We start from the raw sequence: 20,358 nt of genomic DNA on the forward strand, positions 1-20,358 counted from the left end.
TGTTGCTATGAGCAGACTATCGGCAGCCGCTCCCCGGAAGTTGGCAAGGCAGCCCCAAGACCTGATCTTTCGCGATCTGTTTTATGAGCTTGAGGGGTTCAGCGAGCGTGCACGAGTGATTGCCAAGCTCGAGGGCTTCAACATCACCGGGTCCATCAAGATCAAGACCGCGCTCGCGTTGCTCGATGACGCCGAAAGGCTGGGAGGGGCAGTGCCGGGCAAAACCACTATTGTGGAGTCGTCCTCCGGCAACCTAGGCGTGGCCCTCAGTTGCGCATGTCAGCAGCGCGGTTACCGTTTCATTTGTGCCACCGATCCATCCATGTCGCGCAGCAACCTGTTGGCAATGCGTGCCTATGGCGCGCAGATAGTCTCGGTGTCTGAACCTCACCCGGTTGAAGGTTTTGTGGGTGCCCGAATTGCCAGGGTACGGCAGATAGTGCTCGAAGAGCCCGATTGCCTGTGGTTAAACCAGTATGCAAACCCGGCAAACAAAGGGGTGCATGCCCGGGAAACGGCGCGTGAAATCCTGGCGCACATCCCACGTCCCGACTGGCTGGTGTTGGGGGTCGGCACCTCTGGCACGTTCATGGGGTGCGCCGAGGTATTTCGCCGCGAGTCGCCCTCTACCCGCCTGGTTGCCGTCGATCCCGTTGGTTCCGTGATTTTCGGCGGGCCGGCGGGAGTTCGCAGGATCCCCGGGCTGGGAGGCGGCCGAGTGCCTGAGTTGTTGGATACCACTTTGCCAGATCAGGTCATACAGGTTGAGGAACGGGAGACCATACGGGCCTGTCGGCACATTGCCCGCAATTACAGTCTGCTGCTGGGTGGTTCTTCAGGCACGGTGTTGGCTGCGGTGCGTGCACTTGAGTCGCAGTTCCAGGACGGGCAGACCGTGGTTGTGATCGCTCCGGATACCGGTGACAAGTACCTGGATACCATTTATGACGATGACTGGGTCATCGACCATTACGGCGCGTTGCCGACCGGTTACTGAATTTTTATTCAAGGAGCATGTTTTTTGAACGTTACCCCTTCATTCACCCTGGTTCCGGGTGTCGCCGTGACCGACGTCCTGGCCCGCGCCCACGATGCGATCGCCGAGGTTGTCGAGCAGGCCTATCTGTTGCATGCGCAGGGCCAGTCCGAGAACCCGGACAGTTACTTCCTGCGGTTTGCCGAAAAGCCTTCGGCGCGCATTATCGCGTTGCCAGCTTACCTGGGAGGTGCGTTCGATTGCGCCGGGCTTAAATGGATCTCCAGCTTTCCGACCAACGCCGCATTGGACCTGCCCCGGGCTTCTGCCGTGCTGGTTCTCAACGACTACACGACCGGGTTTCCAAGGGCCTGCCTGGAAGCCTCACAGATCAGTGCACATCGCACGGCGGCTTCGGCAGTGCTGGCGGCCGAGAGGTTGTCTGGACGTGGCCGTAGCAGTCAGCGTCTGGCGATTGTGGGGGCCGGCTTGATTGCACGGCATGTGGTCGAGTACCTCATCGGCCGCAACTGGTCACTGGGGGAGGTTGTGGTGCATGACCATCACGCTGATAGCGCCGACCGATTCTGTGGCTGGCTGGAGGGCAAATGCACATCTGCCCAACGCGCGGTAGACCTGGAGCAGGCTTGCCGCGACGCGGATCTGGTGGTGTTTGCCACCACTGCTGCCACGCCCTATGTTCACGATGCCGGTGTGTTTGCACAGGCGCCGACAGTGCTGCATTTGTCCTTGCGTGACCTGGCACCGGAAGTCATCGCCTCTGTGCAGAACATTACCGATGATGTGGAACACAGTATGAAGGCAAATACCTCGTTGCACCTGGCCGAGCAACAATTGGGTTCCAGGGCATTTGTCGCCGGTACGTTTGCCGATCTGGCGAGCGGCACGCTGCAACCGGATTTCTCCAGACCTCGAGTGTTTTCACCGTTCGGCCTGGGCGTACTGGATCTGGCCGTGGCGAGCCTGGTGCTCGAAGCGGCGACCAAGGCCGGTACAGCCATGGAGATCCCGGGTTTTCATATTCCCAATCTGTCCTGGTCAAGCTGAGGCGCCTGGGAGCGCTGAGTACAGGTGCGCGCTCAGGTGCTTGTGGCCATTTCCCGTTTCAGGCAGGCGATGACCGCATCCAGCTGGGTGTTGATGAAAAAGTGGTCACCTTCAAAGCTGTGGGTGCGGCACGGGCTCGCTGTTTCTTCAGCCCAGCGGTTGGTTTTATCAGGGCTGACCTGAAAATCCCCGGTTCCGTTCAACACGATGATCGGGCACTGCAACGCAGGGCCTGGGCGGTAGGTGTAGCTGCGAGCCATGTGCAGGTCGGCGCGGATAAGGGGGATGAGCAACTCCATGAACTCGCGATTTTCAAGGACGTCGGTGGGGGTGCCATTGTTTTTTCGCAGCCATATGGTCAGCGAGTGGTCATCCAGAGCCATCGTGCCTCGGTCCAGATTGAAGAGTGGTGGTGCATTACAGCCAGAGACAAACAGTTTCTCTGGTGGCAAGCCCCAAGCCTGCAGCTTTCGGCTGACTTCGAATGCCACCAGAGCGCCCAGGCTATGGCCAAAGAAAAAGAACGGGCCTCTGACGTCCTGTGCGATGCATTCGGCCAAGGGGGTCACGACGTGATCCATGCTGACCAGCGGGGGCTCCGAGAACCGCGTTCCTCGGCCTGGCAGTTGTACGCCGTAAACATCGGCAAGGGCGCCCAGGTGCTTTTGCCAGTTGGCGAAGCTCGATGCGCTGCCGCCCGCGTAGGGGAAGCAATACAGCTGTCGGCTACGTACTGCAGGCACTGGATGTATGAGCCAGGGAGAAGAACTGTACGATGGGGTCACAAGATTCATCCATCAGGGTGTCATGAAAAAGCGTGGGAGGTGCAGCCTATGGTGGACCTGTCCCGCGCAGTGTTTGGAACGCATTGGCGCATTGTGCATGACCGGTGAGCGCTTCCCAAGGTTTGCATGGTGTCCTGAAGACCACCGGGTCATAGGCATTGATATGAAAGGATTCAGTTCTTGAGCAAGAAATTTCCACTGTTGACGCGCGTCATCTTGATCATCGTCATTCCATTGCTGGTCGTGTTGGGGCTGATCGTTCATCAATTGCGCTCGGCGCTTCCCGAGCAGGACACGCAGCTGTTGCAGGGCGACGTTTCGAGCAACCCTGTGGCGCATATCCTGCGTGACGAACAGGGAGTGCCGCATATCGAAGCTGGTAATGATCGAGAGGTCTTCTATGCCCTGGGCTATGCCCACGCTCAAGACCGTTTATGGCAGCTTGAGCGACAGCGGCGCATTGCCCAGGGACGCTTGAGTGAGCTGTTCGGGCAAGGCATGCTCAAGCAGGACGCCTGGTTCCGGACATTGGGGCTGTACCGGGCCGCTCAGGCGGCCGTGCCCGCCCTGAGCGCCGAAGCCCGGGATTCGCTTGACGCCTATGCCGAGGGCATCAATGCCTGGATTGGCAGCCATCCCACGTTGCCGGTGGAGTTCACTGCGCTGGGCATCAAGCCGGAGCCCTGGACGCCTGCAGACTCATTGGCCTGGATCAAAGTGTTCTCCTTGAACCTGTCGGGCAACTTCAGTGAAGAAATCGAGCGCTACATCAGCAACCAGTACCTTTCCAAAGAGGAGATGACCTTCCTCTATCGGGATCGCGGCCAGGGGCAACCCGTTATCGTGGACACCCAGGCGCAAGCCAGGGCGAAGGCCTTGACATCGGTCATGGGGCTTACGCAGAGCGTTCAGGATGAATTGCATTTGGGTGGCAAATGGCTGGGTAGCAATGCCTGGGCTGTGGCAGGGCGATTGTCCACAGACGGGCATGCAATTCTCGCCAATGATCCGCACCTGGGGCTGAGCATGCCATCGTGGTGGTATCCGGTCGTGCTCAAAGGCTCACGCTTGAGGAGTTCTGGCATGAGTCTGGTGGGGCTTCCCATCGTGGTGCTCGGGCGTAATGCGGACCTGGCTTGGGCGGCGACCAGCATGACGGCGGATGTGCAGGACCTGTATTTCGAAACCACCGATACACGCAGGCCCGGGCAGTACTTGAGTAACGGTCACTGGGAAAACTTTGCGAGTCGAACGGAAAGTATTCAAGTGCGGTCGGATTTCCCGTCCAGTTTGCGCCCGCCGCTCCAGCCGGTAGACATCCGGGTGCGCTCCACCCGCCATGGCCCCGTGATTACTGACAGCGAAACGGCGCTGGACGCAACCGCATCGTTGCGTTGGGTGGCCCTGGATCCCGGGGACACGACGTATGAGGCGTTGCTGAAACTGAACTACGCCCAGGATTGGGCGACGTTTCAGTCGGCCCTGGCCTTGTTCGTGTCCCCGGCGATGAATTTCCTGTATGCAGATACCAAGGGTAATATCGGCTACCTGGGGGCAGGGCGAATCCCGATTCGCCAGCAAGGCGAGGGAAGCTTGCCCGTTGCCGGCGAAACAGACGCCTATGCATGGAAGGGATACATCCCTGCAAGCGAAATGCCCCGCAGCTACAACCCGCCCAGCGGCTACCTGGTGTCGGCCAATAACCGGGTAGTAGGGCCCGAGTACCCGTATTTCATTTCCAACGACTGGGCGCCGCCGGGGCGCGCGCAACGCATTACCCAGTTGCTGGACCTGTACAAAGCAAACGGGACAGGGATAGGCATTGAATCCCATCAGAAGATTCAGCTGGATGTGCTGAGCTTGCCTGCAGTCAAGATGCAGGCCGTACTGAAAAAGGTCGAGGGCCGAACGGCGCGTCAGCAGTCGGCCCTGAAGTACATTGAACAGTGGGACGGCCAGATGGCCATGGACAGCCAGGCGGCGTCGATCTTCAATGTGTGGATGCGCCATCTTGCCACCCAGTTGTACGGCCAAAGAATCAAGGCACCGTGGAACTCCAAGGGTCATAACACCTATTTGAACGCATTGATGGCGCGTACCACGACGGATGATTTGTACGCTTCGCTGACTGAACCTGCCAGCCCCTGGTGTGATCAGGCACAGTCGCCGCTACCGTGCGCCGATGCGCTGTCACGTTCGCTGGACGCAGCTCTGGATGAACTCGGTAAGCTGAAGGGCGATGACATGAGCAACTGGAAGTGGGGTGAGATCCAGCGTGCGTTTTATGAGCATATTCCCTTCAGCAATGTTAAACCGCTCAATGCGTTATTCGAACGCAAGGTCGGCACACCGGGCTCGACGGACACCATCAACATCGCCTATTCGGTGTTCAAGAATTCCGAGGGCTACCTCAAATACTCCGGTGCCGGCTTCCGCCAGATCATGCAAATGGGCCCTGAGCACAGCGAGCACGTCTACATGAACTCCACAGGGCAGTCTGGAAACGTATTGAGCCCGCACTACGCCGACATGGTGGTGCCTTTCGAGCAAGGTCATTACGTGAAACTCGACGATGCCGAGCCCTCTGCCAGATAAGCCATCTGGCTTGAAACCCATGCTGCAACAACGGTAATCGACATGCTGATCAGTGAATTCGGGCGCCAGGCGCCCAACCGACTCTTTGCCGCCGTGGTACTAGGGTGCCTGGCAGGCGTGTGCTATGCCTTTCTCATACCGATTGTGCTGAGCAGCCTGCGCGGCGCAGGCGAAGGGGAGACTGTTGCGGACAGCCAACCCTTTACGCTGTTTTCCATCGAAATTGCGGATCACAGGCTGGCGGCGGTGTTCCTCGCCTTGTGCCTTTTCATTCTAGTGGCTCGCACGGCCTCACGGGTGATGTTGACGCGCATTTCGGTGGAAATGACCGTGAGCCTGCGCAGCCGTTTGTATGCGCGAATCCTCTCGGCAGACCTGCACAATCTTGAGCGTGTGGGCGCGCCACGGTTGATGGCGACAATGACCGAAGACGTCAAGCGCATCATCCTCGGCGGGCAACTGCTGCCTGACCTGCTGATGAACTGCGTGACCCTGCTGGGGATATTGGGTTTTCTCGCTTTTCTCAATGGTCCAGCGTTTGTTTTTGTGCTCCAGGCCATTCTGTTCGGCGTGGTCACCCACCAGGTGCCGGTGTTCTTGAGCACCCGCAGTTTTCGCAAATCGCGCCAGATATTCGGCAAACTCCAGGAGTCCATTACAGGGCTGGTGTATGGCGCGAAGGAGCTCAAGCTCAACTCGGCAAGCCGACGCACTTATCTGGATGAAGTCGTCATGGGCCATGAGCGGGATTTGCTGCAGTCGGACAAAGCGACCTACACCACGCTGGTTGCCGCCAATGCCTATGGCGACCTGCTGAGTTTCTTCGTGATCGGCGTGGTCGCCTTCGTATTTATCAACTATCACGCGGTGAGCACCACAGAGTTGGTCGGTATCGTGATGGCGCTGCTCTATGTATCCGGCCCCGTGGCGGTGATCATGGATGTGATCGCACCGATCGCGATGGCCAAGAGCGCCGTCGCCAGTATGGAGCGCGTGTTCGCGGAGCTGTCCGAGGACCCCTCCCAAAATGCCCTTGAGGCGGTACAACCCTGGCGCCATATTACATTCGAGGACTTGGTCTACGAGCATCCTCGCAGCTCGCGCAAGGATGGTTTCAGCGTCGGCCCGGTGGGTTTTGAAATCAGGCGCGGGCAATTGACCTTCATCGTGGGTGGCAATGGCTCTGGAAAATCCACGTTGTGCAAAATGATCTCGCTGCATTATCTACCCATGAAGGGCAGGATTCATTTTGGCGAGCACCCCGTGACCGATAGGTCTCGAGAGAGTTTTCGTCAGGAGGTCTCGGCTATCTATTCCGACTACCACCTGTTCGAGCGTCTGCTGTGTCCGTTGGACGACCGCGTCCTGGCGCAAGCGCGCATGCACCTTGTCGACCTGGGGCTGGAAGACAAAGTCTCTATCGAGGATGGGCAGTTTTCGACCCTGGCTCTCTCTGACGGTCAACGCAAACGTCTGGCCTTGATGGTTGCGCTGATGGAGGATCGATCGCTGTATGTCTTCGATGAATGGGCGGCCGACCAGGATCCTGCCTTCAAGGAGGTTTTCTATCGCAAGATTCTTCCGTCGTTACGCGCGCGGGACAAGGCGGTCGTGATCATCAGTCACGACGATCGTTATTTCGATATCGCTGATCAGATCCTGGTGATGGAGTCCGGCAAGTTGGTTGATAGCCGCACGCCTGTAAAAGTGCCGTATCGCGAAGGGTAACAGGGCCTTTGCTGCGCCGCGATCAATGTCGGGCGCAGCAAGAGCGCCGGCCTACGTCAGGGCGGCGTTGGCTGCGGCGCAAGCGCTGAACGTTTTGCTGGCCAACGCTTCCACGGTTGGATTGGCAAGGAACTCGCCAATTGCAACTTGAGTGCCTGTGCGCCGCATCACTTCGTTGAGCAGTTGCATGGCAATGATCGAGTTGCCTCCCACTGCAAAGAAGTTGCTGGTGATATCAATCGTTTCCTCAGGGAAAAAACTGCTCCAGATCTCAATCATCAAGCGTTCGTTGGCACTGAGCTTGGTGGTGGCAGACGTCGGTGGTGTGACCGATCGCTTGGTTCGTTCCAGTCGCGTGCGGTCCAGTTTGCCGTTGAGCAGCCGCGGCAGGCTGGACACCCGGCGCAACTCGCCAGGAACGTGGGTATGCGGCAGCGCTTCGAGGCAGAAGCGGCGCAACTCGGTGGCATCCAGCGCAGTGCTGCCGACCACCAGGGCGATCAATGTCGCATCGGCGCCTTCTTCGCGGTCAAGGGTGACCAGACACTGCTCGACGTGTTCATGACGTAGCAGGGCCGCTTCCACCTCGCCCAGTTCGATACGCACACCTCGCAGCTTCACCTGATTGTCCCGACGGCCCGCCAGCTCCAGCACACCGTCGCTCAACCAGCGCCCACAGTCACCGGTGCGGTAACGCCCTTTGATAGCGCGCACAGGGTCAGGTTTGCGCACGAAACCGTTGCCGACGGCGGGCGCGCCAAAAGCGTAGTCCTGGGGCATGTCCCACGTCTCTACCCAGATATCACCTTCGATGCCCACGGGCACAGGTTCACCTTCATTGTTCAGAACCAGCAACGTGCGTTCATGGATCGGACGACCTACCGGGATCTTGGGGCGGCGAAGGTCCATTGCTGTCACATGATGGTAGGTGGCGGCGACGACCTCGCTGGGACCATAGAGGTTCAGCAGGTCCAGCGGCGCCTGGCTGCGCCCCAGGATCTCGCTCGCCAGTGCTGGCGTCAGTGCCTCACCGACATTGGCCAGGGTGCGCAGGTGCGAAGGCCATGGGCCCGGGCTGAAGCGCAGCACTTCGCTGACGAACGATGAAATGAGCTGTACGCAGTGGATACGGTCACGCTCGAGCCAGGCCATGAAATTACCCGGCGCCAGATCGGTATCGCGATTGGGCAAGCAAAGGGTTGCACCAAAACAGAGGGCGCCGAGTATTTCGCAGAAGCTGACATCGAAGCCGGCCACTGCGACTTGTGCCACCCGGGTGCCTGGCTGAATGGACAAGGCGTGGGCCTGCCACTTGAGGAACCGGTAGAAGGCCGCGTGGCTTTGCTCGATACCCTTGGGTGTGCCGGTTGAACCGGAGGTGAATACCAGGTAGGCGGGCGCTGTGCTATCGACCTCTCTACAGCGTGGAGATTGGGGCCTATCGCCGGGTACCGTGACATCGACCAGGGCAGTGCAACGGTGCCCCAGAAGAGGGGGCTGGTCGCCATCGGTCAGCAACAGTGCCGGATTGGCCGCTGCAATCCGTGCGCCCAGATAATCTTCGGGCGCCTGGTGGTTGAGTGCCATGGCGATCCCGCCCGCCTGCAAGGTGCCGAGCAGGGCTGCCACCTGCAAAACCGGATCTTTTATCAGCAGGCCTATACGTGGGTTGTGCCTTCCATGGGTTGCCCCGAGGATCTGGTCACGGATGCGCGCGGCCATGGCATCGAGTTGTTCATAGCTACAGGACCGAGTGCCAAGCAGCAGGGCGGTGTTCTGTGGCGTGTTGCGCACCCAATGATCAATCTGCGTATGCAGGCAGGTCGAGTTGGTTGCCTGGGAGGCGGGTTGGCCCCATACCAGGGCATTGTGGGTGTCGCTGGCCGAACGCGGGATATGTGGACTGATGAGTTCTTCCGGCGCATCGACGAGGTGTTGCAGGCATTCGGATACGCGAGCGGCAAAGCGCTCGGCGCTGGCCTTGGATAACACGTCAGCGTCCAGGCGGAGCAGCGCGTGCAGCGTGCCCGCACACTCGGCTGAAATCAGTTCGACGGTTTGTTCAAGCCGCGTGACGGGCAGCGCAGACAGTGAATAAGGCCCAGCCTCGATCGACGTATGGCTGTTGCGCAAACCCAGGCCTGCCCACTCGTGGGACAAGCCGGGCGGCAATGACAGATGAATGGCCGCCTTGTCCAGCACCAGTGATTGGTGAGCGTGGCCACTGCGGCGCAATGCACTCAGGATCGGACCGAGTGTCAGCGAGCGGTGATCGATTGCAGAAAAGATCGCCTGGCCGACGGCTTTCACCGCGTCGACATGGCTCATTCGCTCGTTCAGTGAGAGCCTGAGTGGCAGTGGGTTCACCTGGTAATCGACGCTGGTCGGGTCCTGGGCGTCATCGCGAACCGAGATGGGCACGGCAATGACGACATCGTTGTCTGGCGAGTAGCGCCAGAGTGTGATGGCGTACGCCGTCAGCAATACGGCGAAGGGAGTGTGCCCCCAATCGCTGGCACGCTGGTACACCGCTGTCGAAGGCACCGAAACAGATGCCTCATGGGGCGGATGTCGATAGTCCGGTAAGTTGTGAAAGTCTGTAGGGAAAGTGCTCCAGGTGCAGTCACGCAGGTTGTCCACCCAGTACGTTTCGTCGCGGCTGTCCGATTCGTCGCGAGAGCGGGCCAACGCTGGGCGAACCTCCAGGGGCGATGGCTCGTGCGGCTGCGGCGTCAGGGTGTTGAGCAGGTCGTTGGCCAGGAGCGCCAATGAAGTAAAGTCCGCGACGATGTGATGCACCATGACCAGTACGCTGTATATGCCACCGGATTGTTCGCCATGGACCAACCGGAGTGCACCTTGCTCCAGGTCCATGGGCGTTTCAAGTGCGTTGGAGAGCTCATCGCGCCACTGGGCTTCGTCATGTACACCCGTCAGATGCAGCTCTGCCGGTTGCGCTTGAGGTTGCTCGAGTATCACGGCAATGCCAGCCTGTTCCGCGAACCTGCGGGCCAAGGCCCTATGGCGCAGGGGCAACGCACGGGCCGCTGCGATCAGTGTCGTTGAATGTGACGCCTTGCATCGGACCTGAAAGGCCAGCAAAAACGCGGCATCGCCGATTTCTTTGCGGCGTATCCATATAGCCTGGGAATCCGGCCCGAGCTTTTGTTCCGCATGCACAGATAACGGCAGCGGGCTGGGCGCGGCAGGCGCCTCGGCAGGCATCGCGCGGGTGGACTGAAGGGTGGTGGCCAGATCCAGAACAGTGGCGTTGCCATAGAGCAAGCCCATGGGCAGCCTTACGCCGGTTTGTGCGCGGATGCACGAGAGCAACCGCATGGCATGCAAGCTGGGTAAACCGAGGTCTGTCAGTGGGGTTTGCGCAACAATTGGGTTAGTTGAGGTTGCCCAGTACCCACATAGCTGGCAAAGCGCTTCGATCATGGCCTCAGGTGCCTGTCGACGGTACGCCAGCCTCAGGGCTTCAAGCGCGGTAGAGGTTGGCTCGGCAGGCTGTTCGGCAGGGCGAGTCCAGCGTGCGAGCATTTTCAGTTGCTGATGAACCAACTGATGGCGCATCTGTGCCCGCCGGACCTTGCCGCTGGTGGTGAGCTCCACGCCACCTTGGTGAACGATCACGACAGCGGCGACGGCGATACCGTGTTCTTGCGCGATGGCCTGCCGTAGCGCAAGCATGGCGATGTCGATCTGATCCGCCGGGGTATGTCGGCCGACCTCATGTACGACCACCACGCTGTCGTTGGTTTCTCGCTCCGCGGACTCGATACCGAACGCCGCCTGCATTTCCTCCGGGCTCAGCGCCAGGGCCGCGCCGAGCCCAGGTGTCAGTAGGGCATGGGCAGCGCGCACGGTCTCTTCGATATCCTGGGAGTGATGATTGCTCCCGGCGATGATCAACAGGTCTTTCTGGCGCCCGACGATAAACAGCTCACCATCGATCAGGCAACCCAGATCGCCGGTGCGCAGAAAGCGGTGGTCGTGTGAGGTGTGATAATTCGACAGGTCATCGCGATCTTGCGGCCAGTATCCAGGGGTGATGTTCGGCCCACGGAGGCATACTTCACCAATCTGGCCGGGTAGCACGGCGGCATCGGTGTCGACCTGGGCAATGGCAATGTCGCAGACGGGAGGGCCGAGGGAAACCAGGGTCTTGGCGTCTTCATCGTGCGGCGAAACAGTCACCAGCCGATCTGTGCGCATGGCCGCTTGAGACAGGTGAACTTGGCGCGGCACGCTGTCACGACTCTTTCCGGAGCACAACAGTGTCGCTTCTGCCAGGCCATAGCAGGGCAGGAATGATTCTTGACGGAAACCGACGTTGCTGAAGGCGTCTGCAAAGGCTTGCAAGGTGGTCGCGCGCACAGGCTCGGCGCCGTTGAAGGCGACTTTCCAGGCGCTCAGATCGATGTTGCGCAGGGCTCGCGCCTCAGTGTCGCGCGCGCATAGCAGGTAGGCCGAATCAGGCGCACCGCTGGTGTGTGCGCGATAGTCGGAAACCATCTGCAGCCATCGAGATGGCTGTTCAACAAAGCCCGCCGTGGGTAGCAGGATGGATTCGGCACCGAGAAAAAGCGGCTGCAGTACCGTGCCCACCAAGCCCATGTCGTGAAACAGTGGAAGCCAGTTGGCAAAGCGACTGCGGGCGTCATGCCCGAACGCGGCGCGAATCATGCGTGCGTTGGCCAGCCAGCCCTCATGCGTGACGATCACCCCCTTGGGTTGCCCCGTGGAGCCTGAGGTGTACTGCAAGAAGGCAGCTTGGGTGGCCGGTACGCTGGCGGTGGTAAAACCTTGGCCAGGTTCTACATCGGCCATTGTCAGCAGGTTGATTTCAGGGTGGATGACGCTCGGGGTGGTCGCCGTGCTGGCGTCCATGATCCATGCCGTCGGCGAGCAATCGGCGACAATGGCATTGATCCGCTCACGGCGGCGTCCCCGGTTGACGGGCGCAGGAACTGGGATGGCACCCAGCAGGGACGTGCCCAGGAACGCGCAGACGAAATCGGCCGGGCTGGAGCACGAAACGACGACGCGATCACCTGCGCGCGTTCCACATCCTTGCAGTGCGCTGGCGACATCTGCGCAGCGTTGATACAGCTGGGCATAGTCCAGCTGTGTTCGCTCCTGGCCATCCTTGTCGAGAAAGCGAAAGGCCGGCTTATCGGCATCGTGCACGGCACGCCATGTGAGGATTTCACCCAGGGTAGACAGGCCGTCAAATGTGTTGGTCTGGAAATTCATCGGGTGGTGCGTTCCCTATAGGTTCGGCATGTCGAAGAGGTCGAGGAAAATGCCGAAGGTCAAGGCCAGCAGCACCGCGTCATCTTCGATATGAGGGTTCAGGGTCCGCCCGGTCTTGCGGCTGTCATCGATCATTCGGGTGATCCACTCGACATTGAGATAACCCTGGCGCTTGAGCGTTTCCGGTGCCAGCAATTCTTCGATCCAGGGCTCGTTGAGGCTGAGCAGATAGGGGCTGCCTGGCGCCCGGAACCCAAATTTTTCGCGGTTGAGGATGCGCTCTGGAACCAGGCCCTTGGCGGCCTGTTTAAGCAGGTATTTTTCTTCCAGGCCACGCAGTTTCAAGGACGGCGGTACTTTGATGAGAAAGTCGCACAGCGAGCGATCAAGAAATGGATATCGGCCTTCAATCGAGTACGCCATGTTCATCCGGTCGCCATGATCGCCCAACAGGTGATCGCCAAGACGCGCTTTGACGTCGATGTAGGAGCGCTGGTGCAGCCGATGGCGGCCCTTGAGCTGCTCAATGTCCAGGATAGGTGCGCCCAGGCAGCCCTGTTCGCCCAGTTCATGCAGTGCATCGGCGGAGAACAGGTTGCGTCGCCACTGGCTGAACTGACCGTATTGGCGTTCATAGCGAATGTCCGGCGCGCCCCACAGCCGCTGGTTGGCCACCTGCTCCTCGGGCGAGGCCATGCTTGGGTTGCTCGCGGCGAACTGGTCGAATCGATAGCCGGGATATCCGCCCAGCAGTTCATCGGCACCTTCTCCGCCCAGGACCACGGGGACTCCGCTGGCCCTGGCGGCTTCAGCGAGCGCCATGGTGCAGGTGTTGTAGGTTTCCTTGATCGGGCATTCAGAGTGCCATACGGAGTCTCTGAGCCGAGAGGCGATCTGCTCGCGGGAAAAGGCGATTTCGTGATGATCGAATTTCAAGGTCTGAGCAACCAGGCGCTGGTACTTGCGCTCGTCGATCAATGTCGAGTCGGGAAAAGTGATCGAGAAGGAAGGAATGCTTCTATCCGGTTGGAGCTCACGCATGACGGCGGCGACAATCGATGAGTCGAGCCCGCCGCTGAGATAGACACCCACCGGCGTGTCCGCGCGCAGTCTCAGCGCCACGGCATTCTTGAACCGGTAGCTGAACTCTTCGACGGCCTCGTCTTCGGTCATGACGTTTTCGGCCACGCCATCGGCGGGGTAATTCAAGTCCCAGTAACGGGTGGCGGTCACTTTCTGATTTGTCACGCTCAGGCAATGGCCTGGCGGCAAAGCGCTGATGCCCTTGAACATCGAGCGGGGACTGGTCAGGCCTGGAAAGCAGAGAATCTGGTCAAGGCCGGCCAGGTCCACGCGACGGGGCACCGCCGGGTGGCACAGCATCGCCTTGATTTCCGAAGCGAACACCAGCACGCCATCAAAGACCCCATAGTGCACCGGAGTGATGCCGAAATGGTCGCGAACGATGTGCAGCGCCTGGGTACGTTTGTCGAAGAGCGCCAGGGAAAACTGCCCGTTGAGCTGATGCACGAATGAGGTGCCCATTTCCTCGTACAGGTGCACCACGACCTCCAGGTCTCCTTCGGTCTTGAAGCAATGGCCGCGCGCCTGGAGTTGCTGGCGCAGCTCGCGGTAGTTGAAGATTTCGCCATTGCCGACAAGGATGATGTCGCCGCTCTCATTGAACAGCGGTTGCGCGCTGCCTTGAGCGTCGATAATCGAGAGCCTGCGCATGCCCATTGCCACGGGACCGTTGATATAGGTCCCGGTGCCGTCCGGTCCACGGTGCCAAATCTTGTCAAGCATTGCTGCCAATACGTTTGCGTCTGCCGGGTGTCTTCCCGAGAGATCAATGAAACCTGCTATTCCACACATGACGATCAACCAAAGCGGGGACGACGAATCTGCGGAATGATCTCCAGATCGTCATTGAAATCCTGGGCCTCCAGAGGAGGGTTCGTGGGTATATCGATCTGATTCAAGGGTTTGTCGGGAAACTCGCAGACGGCCAAAACCAGTTTTGTGAACGCATCGGCAAAACGCGTCATGGTGCCTTCGTCAAACAGGTCCATTCGATAACCCAGCCAGCCGGTGAGGCCTTCGCCGCTCTCGGCAAACTCGAACAGCATGTCGAACTTCACCGAAGTACTGCCTGCCGCCAATAGCTTGATATCTATCTGTGGCAATGACAGGGCAGGCTTGCGGGTGTTTTGCAGGATGAACATCACTTGGAACAGCGGGTTGCGCCCCGGTGGGCGCTCTGGCTGTAGCATTTCCACCAGCATTTCGACGGGTGTGTCTTCCTGTTCGAATGCGTCCAACGATGAATTGCGCACGCGTTCCGTCAGTTCCTTGAACGTCGGGCTTCCACCCAGGTTTGTACGGATGACGGCGGTATTGGCGAAAAAGCCGATCAGGTCTTCCGTGCTGGGGTGGGTGCGCCCGGCGACCGGCACGCCGACGGTGATGTCTTCCTGCATTGAGTAGAGGTGCAGAAGACCTTTGAAGGCGGCGAGCAGCGCCATGAATACCGTGGCGCCCCATTGCTCGGCCAACACCTTGAGGCGTGCAGTGGTTTGGGCGTCGAAGTGTACGTAGCGGTACCCCCCGCGGTCAGTGACCGCCGAAGTCGGCGTCCGGTCAAAGGGCAAGCGTAGTGGCTCGACGCCGGCAAGGCGGTCACGCCAGAACCTGCGCAGCGTGTCCAGCCTTGCGCTCGTCATGTGTTCTTGTTGCCAGCGTACGAAGTCGGCGAACTCGATGGCCAGCGGTTTCAACCGGTGGGGACGGTTTTCCACGCGCGCTCGATAGCATTCGCTGAAGTCGGCGACGAATACCCCTGTTGACCAACCATCACTGATGATGTGGTGCATGTTCACCACCAGGTAATGCAAGTGCTCGCCAACGCGGATCAAGGTCATTCGAACCAGCGGTCCGTTCTCCAGATCAAAGGAGCGATTGGATAGGTCGGTGAGCATCTGCGTCACCCGCTCCTCCCTGTTGGGGTCGCCTTCGGCGAAGGGGGCCTGGACGACTTCTACGGCCTGGTTCGTGACCGGCAGGATCGTCTGTGCGGGGCCGTGCTCGGTATCGGTAAAGACCGTACGCAGGCTGGAATGGCGCTCGAGCACATCATTGAATGCGCCGTTGAAGTGTTCCAGCTCGATGGGGCCGGTCAGTCGTGCGCACTCCGGCATGTTGTACATCGCACTGTCAGGTGTGATGCGAAACAGAAACCACAGCCTGCGCTGAGTGTATGACTGGGGGATGAAGGCGCTGTGGTCATAGCGCGGTATGGGCGCAATGGCGGTTTTCGCCTTGGCACGCATGGCCTCAACCAGTATTTGCCGCTGATGCGGTGTGAGGTCCTGGAAACGTTGGCTCAGGGATTGTTCAGGCTGCTTGCTCATGAGGTGGTCCACCGTTCGTTGAACACATTGGCCATGCGTTGATCTTCGCCATGGCGTAAATCGATGCTGGCGATCTGTACGTTGGCGTCATCGACCACAACGTCCAGCAAGCGCTGGAACCGTTGGGCAAAAGTTTCAATGTCTACCAGGTCGAACAGGTCAGTGTCATAGGTGAAGCGTAAGGTCAGGCCGCGATCGAGTTCGAACATCTCGATCAGCAAGTCGGTCTCTGCGGTGGCGCTATCCACTGCCTGCGTCTTGATGGGGATGCCGGCGATATGGCATCCGGGCGCTGGCATGTTTTGCATGACAATCATGATTCTGAACAGCTGACTGATACCGTCATGGCGATCCAGGCGCTGGACCAACTGCTGGAAAGGTACGGCCCGGTGACGATGCGCATCGAGGAATACCTGTTGTACGGTCGCCAGCAAAGTCTTGAATGAATCATCGGGGCAGACGGGTATACGCATCACCAGCGGGCGTGAGAGTGGCCCCACGACGGATTCGAGCCATGGCTCATCGCGACCGGCATCCATCGTGCCCAGACAGATGTCTTTATCCGCGTGGTAAAGGTGCAGCAGGACGCTGAAAGCACTCATCAGCGCAGCAAAGCGGGTCGCGGAGGCCAAGGTGGCTACGGTTCCCAGGCGAGTCATGGTGGCCGGCGAGATCGTCAGGGTGTGATGCCCGCCCACAAAACTGGGTACTGCCGGCCGTGGTCGGCGCAACGCCAGTGTCGTCGGGCGTACACCGCTCAGGTGTCGGCTCCAGTATCTGAGGGCTTCGTTGAAATGGCCTTCGCGCACGTGTTGCTGTTCCAGCGCTGCATATTGGGCGAATTCGGGACGCACTGTATCGGGTAGTGCGAGCGCAGGGTCTATTGCCGCTTCATAGCATCTGCCCAGATCGTCAATCAGCAACTTCAAGGACCATTCATCTACAAGGATGTGATGGATGATCAGCAGCAGGGTGGCGCTGGCTGTCTGCTCCATAAAAATGCAGCGAACCGGCACGCGCTCTTCGAGCAGCAGTGGGCCACTGATTTCCGAGCGCATCCGGCGCTCCAGTTCGTTCGGCGCAGCGTCGCGCAAGTCGATGACTTCCAGCGCCACTGTCGGGAGTCCGAACACCTTTTGCTTAAGGCTGTCGCCTTGCTTGACGAATGTCGTCCTCAGGATAGCGTTGCGTTGTTGCAATGTTTCCACGGCCTGGCGCAGCGCCAGCAAGTCCACTGAGCCTTCGAAGCGAACAGCGGCACTCAACTGGTAAGGATGGTTCGCCGGGGATATCTGCGTGACGTAATACAGGCGCTCCTGGGTGGCCGATGCGGGTTGAAGTTGCGCAAGATCTACCGGCGGCAGGGTGTCCTGTACGGCGCCGGGCGAGCGCAATGCCTGTTCGATAGCTGTGACGAACTGCCCGGCGCCAGGGTTTTCGAAGATGGTCGCCAGTGGCAGTGAAACGTGACAGGTCCTATTGATGGCCGACATCAGAGAGATGGCCTTGAGCGAGTGGCCACCGAGCGCAAAGAAATTGTCGTCGCGCTGGAAGGTTGCGACGCCCAGGATGGAGCACCAGATTTCTCCCACCGCATCCTGCAAGAGTGTGCGCGGGCCCGTCGCAGCAATTTCGGTATTGACGAGGGGGGTGGGCAAGGCTTTCCGATCGACCTTGCCGTTACTGCTGACGGGCAGTGCATCCAGATGCACTAATTTTGCAGGAATGGCAGCGCTGGACAGATGCGGCTTGAGGAACTCGATGAGCTGAATGTCCGCTTGCTTCAACCCGGCGCTGACGACATAGGCAACAAGCGTGTCATGTCCTTGCAGCGATACCACCTTGACCGCGACAGCGCTGACCTGCGGATGTTGGCTCAGTAACGCTTCGATTTCTCCGAGTTCGATTCGCACGCCTCGTAGTTTGACCTGCGTATCACTGCGGCCAATGAAGCAGATACGCCCATGCGCGTCCACGCGCGCCAGGTCGCCGGTGCGGTACATACGCTGGCCAGGGTGGTCCGGCATCGGGTTTGCGATGAAGGCATTGGCAGTTGCACCTGGATTGCCGGCATAACCCTGCGCCAGGCACGCTCCGGCGAAGTACAGCTCGCCGGCCACGCCATCCGGAACCGCTCTCAGCCATTGATCGAGGATGTAGCAATCGACGTTACTGATGGGGCGGCCCAGCTCTATTGGCGCGGGGCCAGGCTGGACCTGTGCAACCATGGTCCAGATCGTGGTTTCGGTAGGACCGTATAAATTCCACAGAGAGGCGGTGCACGCCAGGAGGCGGTCAGCGAGATCACGAGACAGGGCCTCCCCCCCACACCATGCCCGCAAGCACGAGCGGCCTTGCCAGCCACTCTCCAACAGCATGCGCCATGAGGTAGGCGTCGCTTGCATCACGGTGATGTCGAACTGTTCGATAGCCTTGGCCAGCAAATCAGCGTCACGCACCATGTTTTCTGCCGCGATCACCAGGCGTCCTCCGGACATGACGGGCAGCAGCAGTTCAAGTACCGAGATGTCGAACGACACGGTGGTGACGGCGAGCATGACATCTTCGGCACTGAAGCCTGGGTGTAATGCCATGGCGTGCAGCACGTTCTCCAGGGCGCTATGGGGGACTGAAACTGCCTTGGGCATACCTGTGGTGCCCGAAGTGAACATCAGGTATGCGATGCGTTCATCACCGCCTCGCAGGGTGTTCAGCGCTGGAGCTCCGATACTGGAAATCACCCCCGACTGATCAAGGGCTATAGTGGGGAAACCATTGGACGGTGGTTCCCAGGCGACAGCGATGCGCGCGCCACTGGCCTTGAGCATATGATGCTTGCGGGCTAAGGGAAGCATCGGGTCAATTGGCAGGAGCGTGGCTTTCAATTGCAAGATGCCGAGCATCGCTACCACCAATGCAGGTGAGCGCGGCAGGTGGATCGCCACGACATCACCGGCCTCAATGCCGGCCTGCGTCAGCGCCTGCGCGAACGAGCGGCTGCGTTGCGCCAGTTGTGCATAGGTCAGTCGGCAGTCGTCGTCAGCCCCTGACACTATCGCTATCCGGTGGGGCTGCGAGTCGGCAAGGGCAAGGATAGTCTTGGCGATGCCCGTCGCTGGAGCCGCACGGGCAGGGCCACGCACAACCGTGCAGGCGCCGCTGCCGAATGAAGCACCGTCCAGCAGTTGCTGTACGGTCTGGGGGGCTTGAAGAGCGCTGGATACGAGGCGTTCCAGTTGCTCCAGGATTCGCTCGATGCCGTCAGTGGAAAAGCGGCCACTGTCAAAAGAAAACTCAAGCTTGAGTCTATGCCCGGGGGCGATCATCAGCGACAACGGGTAGTTGGTCTGCCAGTGAGTACGCCGGTCTTCGATCATCAACTCACCCTCGGAGGAGGGCTTGAGGGCAGTTGGCAGGTTCTCGAAAATCATCACCGACTCGAACAGCTCCTGCCGAGGATCTATCGAAGCGACACGCTTGATCTCTGCAAGCGAAAGGTGTCCGTACTCATTCGCTTCTACAGAGCGCAGCGCGACTTGTGTGTAGAGGTCTTTCAGTGTTTGCGACGGTTCGACACTGACCAGCAGGGGAACGGTCGCGATCATCAAGCCCACCATCTCGGAGGCTTGTGCAAGGTCGTGCGGGCGAACCGACATTACCCAACCAAAGCAGATCTCACTTGCGTTGCTGTAGCGATGCAGGGCAACCGCCCACATTGACTGCATGAAGTGCGCCAGGGTCATTTGCCGGGTGCGTACATACGTTTCGACTGCGTGTGAGAGCTCAGGTGACAGCAAGCGCACTTGCTTGGTGATCTGTGTGGCGCCTGGGGGCGACGGCTCGGGCAACTGCATTGTGCCCGCGCTGTTGTGATTGGCCAGCAGAGATGACCAATACTGGCGTGCGCGATTGCCATCCTGGTGCTCTAGCCATCTTGCGAAATCCTTGAACCGGGGCGCGTTGCGTGTCGTTTGCTCAACGGGGTGCTGGTACATCTTCATGACGTCTGACATGACGATCAGGGCAGACCAGCCATCGAGGATCAAATGGTGATAGGTCCAGACAAACTGATACTCGTGTTCGCTCAGGCGAACCAGCGTCATTCTCATCAGGGGAGCGCTGGAAAGGTTGAGACCTCGGGCCCGATCCTGCGCCAGGAAATCTGTCAGGTTGAACGCTGTTGCATCCGGTAGGCGAGCATCGATCTCGTTCCATTCAGGAGCTGCGTTGGCGGCAATGACTTGTACGGCTCGCTTGACTTTCTTCCAGCTGAAACCGGCCCGCAGGATTTCATGATGGGCAATCACACTGTTCCACGCTCGCCTCCAACGATCGGTTTCCAGCCGGGTCAGCTTGCATGAAACTTGGACGATGTACTCATTCGCCTCCTCATCCTGCAAAGAGTGGAAGAGAATGCCTTCCTGCATCGAGGTCAGATGATAGGCATCGAAGATGTTCGAATTTCGATTCACTGAGGTTGCTTCGCACTGATTTCAAGAATGAGGAGACGGGCATGACGCTCCCCTTGATCGTA

General features: G+C 59.4%; 9 protein-coding genes. 4 read left to right on the forward strand and 5 right to left on the reverse strand.

Features of this window, described 5'->3' with window-relative positions:
• Positions 1-7 precede the first annotated feature (7 nt).
• Entirely contained in the window at positions 8-997 is a 990-nt protein-coding gene (gene sbnA, locus J3D60_RS00625; RefSeq protein WP_253488677.1) for a 2,3-diaminopropionate biosynthesis protein SbnA, read from the forward strand.
• Between the two features lie 24 nt (positions 998-1,021).
• Positions 1,022-2,044, forward strand: a complete 1,023-nt coding sequence (gene sbnB / locus J3D60_RS00630; RefSeq protein ID WP_065939521.1) for a 2,3-diaminopropionate biosynthesis protein SbnB — start codon at positions 1,022-1,024, stop codon at positions 2,042-2,044.
• A 32-nt stretch (positions 2,045-2,076) separates the two neighbouring features.
• On the opposite strand, the gene J3D60_RS00635 is transcribed toward sbnB, so the two are convergent.
• Entirely contained in the window at positions 2,077-2,838 is a 762-nt protein-coding gene (locus J3D60_RS00635; RefSeq protein WP_253488679.1) for a thioesterase II family protein, read from the reverse strand.
• Between the two features lie 171 nt (positions 2,839-3,009).
• Here J3D60_RS00635 and J3D60_RS00640 point away from each other — a divergent pair, with 171 nt between their 5' ends.
• Positions 3,010-5,424, forward strand: coding sequence for a penicillin acylase family protein (locus tag J3D60_RS00640; RefSeq protein ID WP_253488681.1), 2,415 nt, complete (start codon positions 3,010-3,012; stop codon positions 5,422-5,424).
• Between the two features lie 42 nt (positions 5,425-5,466).
• Positions 5,467-7,152 carry a cyclic peptide export ABC transporter gene (locus J3D60_RS00645; RefSeq protein WP_253488683.1) on the forward strand — a complete coding sequence of 562 codons (1,686 nt, stop codon included), beginning with the start codon at positions 5,467-5,469 and terminating at the stop codon, positions 7,150-7,152.
• A gap of 51 nt (positions 7,153-7,203) precedes the next feature.
• Here J3D60_RS00645 and J3D60_RS00650 read toward each other — a convergent pair whose 3' ends face one another.
• Genes J3D60_RS00650 through J3D60_RS00665 form a run of 4 tightly spaced genes read right to left on the reverse strand, consistent with a single transcriptional unit; the run spans position 7,204 to position 20,296 of the window.
• Positions 7,204-12,414 (reverse strand): AMP-binding protein, encoded by a 5,211-nt coding sequence (locus J3D60_RS00650; protein ID WP_253488685.1) that lies wholly within the window; start codon positions 12,412-12,414, stop codon positions 7,204-7,206.
• A gap of 15 nt (positions 12,415-12,429) precedes the next feature.
• Complete coding sequence (asnB, locus tag J3D60_RS00655) at positions 12,430-14,289, reverse strand: asparagine synthase (glutamine-hydrolyzing) (protein ID WP_253488687.1); 1,860 nt, start codon at positions 14,287-14,289, stop codon at positions 12,430-12,432.
• A gap of 5 nt (positions 14,290-14,294) precedes the next feature.
• Positions 14,295-15,824, reverse strand: a complete 1,530-nt coding sequence (locus tag J3D60_RS00660) for a condensation domain-containing protein (protein ID WP_253488689.1) — start codon at positions 15,822-15,824, stop codon at positions 14,295-14,297.
• The gene (locus tag J3D60_RS00665; protein ID WP_253488691.1) at positions 15,821-20,296 is read right to left on the reverse strand and encodes an amino acid adenylation domain-containing protein; all 4,476 of its coding nucleotides are present in this window, start codon (positions 20,294-20,296) and stop codon (positions 15,821-15,823) included. Before J3D60_RS00665 ends, J3D60_RS00660 begins: the two co-directional genes overlap by 4 nt.
• Positions 20,297-20,358 lie beyond the last annotated feature (62 nt).

This window comes from Pseudomonas sp. S3E17, from assembly GCF_024168685.1.
GTDB lineage: Bacteria > Pseudomonadota > Gammaproteobacteria > Pseudomonadales > Pseudomonadaceae > Aquipseudomonas > Aquipseudomonas marginalis.

Bases quoted from the DNA above. Each gene is read 5' to 3' on its own strand.
- sbnA (WP_253488677.1), top strand. From the start codon at position 8: ATGAGCAGACTATCGGCAGCCGCTCCCCGGAAGTTGGCAAGGCAGCCC.
- J3D60_RS00635 (WP_253488679.1), bottom strand. From the start codon at position 2,838: ATGAATCTTGTGACCCCATCGTACAGTTCTTCTCCCTGGCTCATACAT.
- J3D60_RS00645 (WP_253488683.1), top strand. From the start codon at position 5,467: ATGCTGATCAGTGAATTCGGGCGCCAGGCGCCCAACCGACTCTTTGCC.
- J3D60_RS00650 (WP_253488685.1), bottom strand. From the start codon at position 12,414: ATGAATTTCCAGACCAACACATTTGACGGCCTGTCTACCCTGGGTGAA.
- asnB (WP_253488687.1), bottom strand. From the start codon at position 14,289: ATGTGTGGAATAGCAGGTTTCATTGATCTCTCGGGAAGACACCCGGCA.
- J3D60_RS00660 (WP_253488689.1), bottom strand. From the start codon at position 15,824: ATGAGCAAGCAGCCTGAACAATCCCTGAGCCAACGTTTCCAGGACCTC.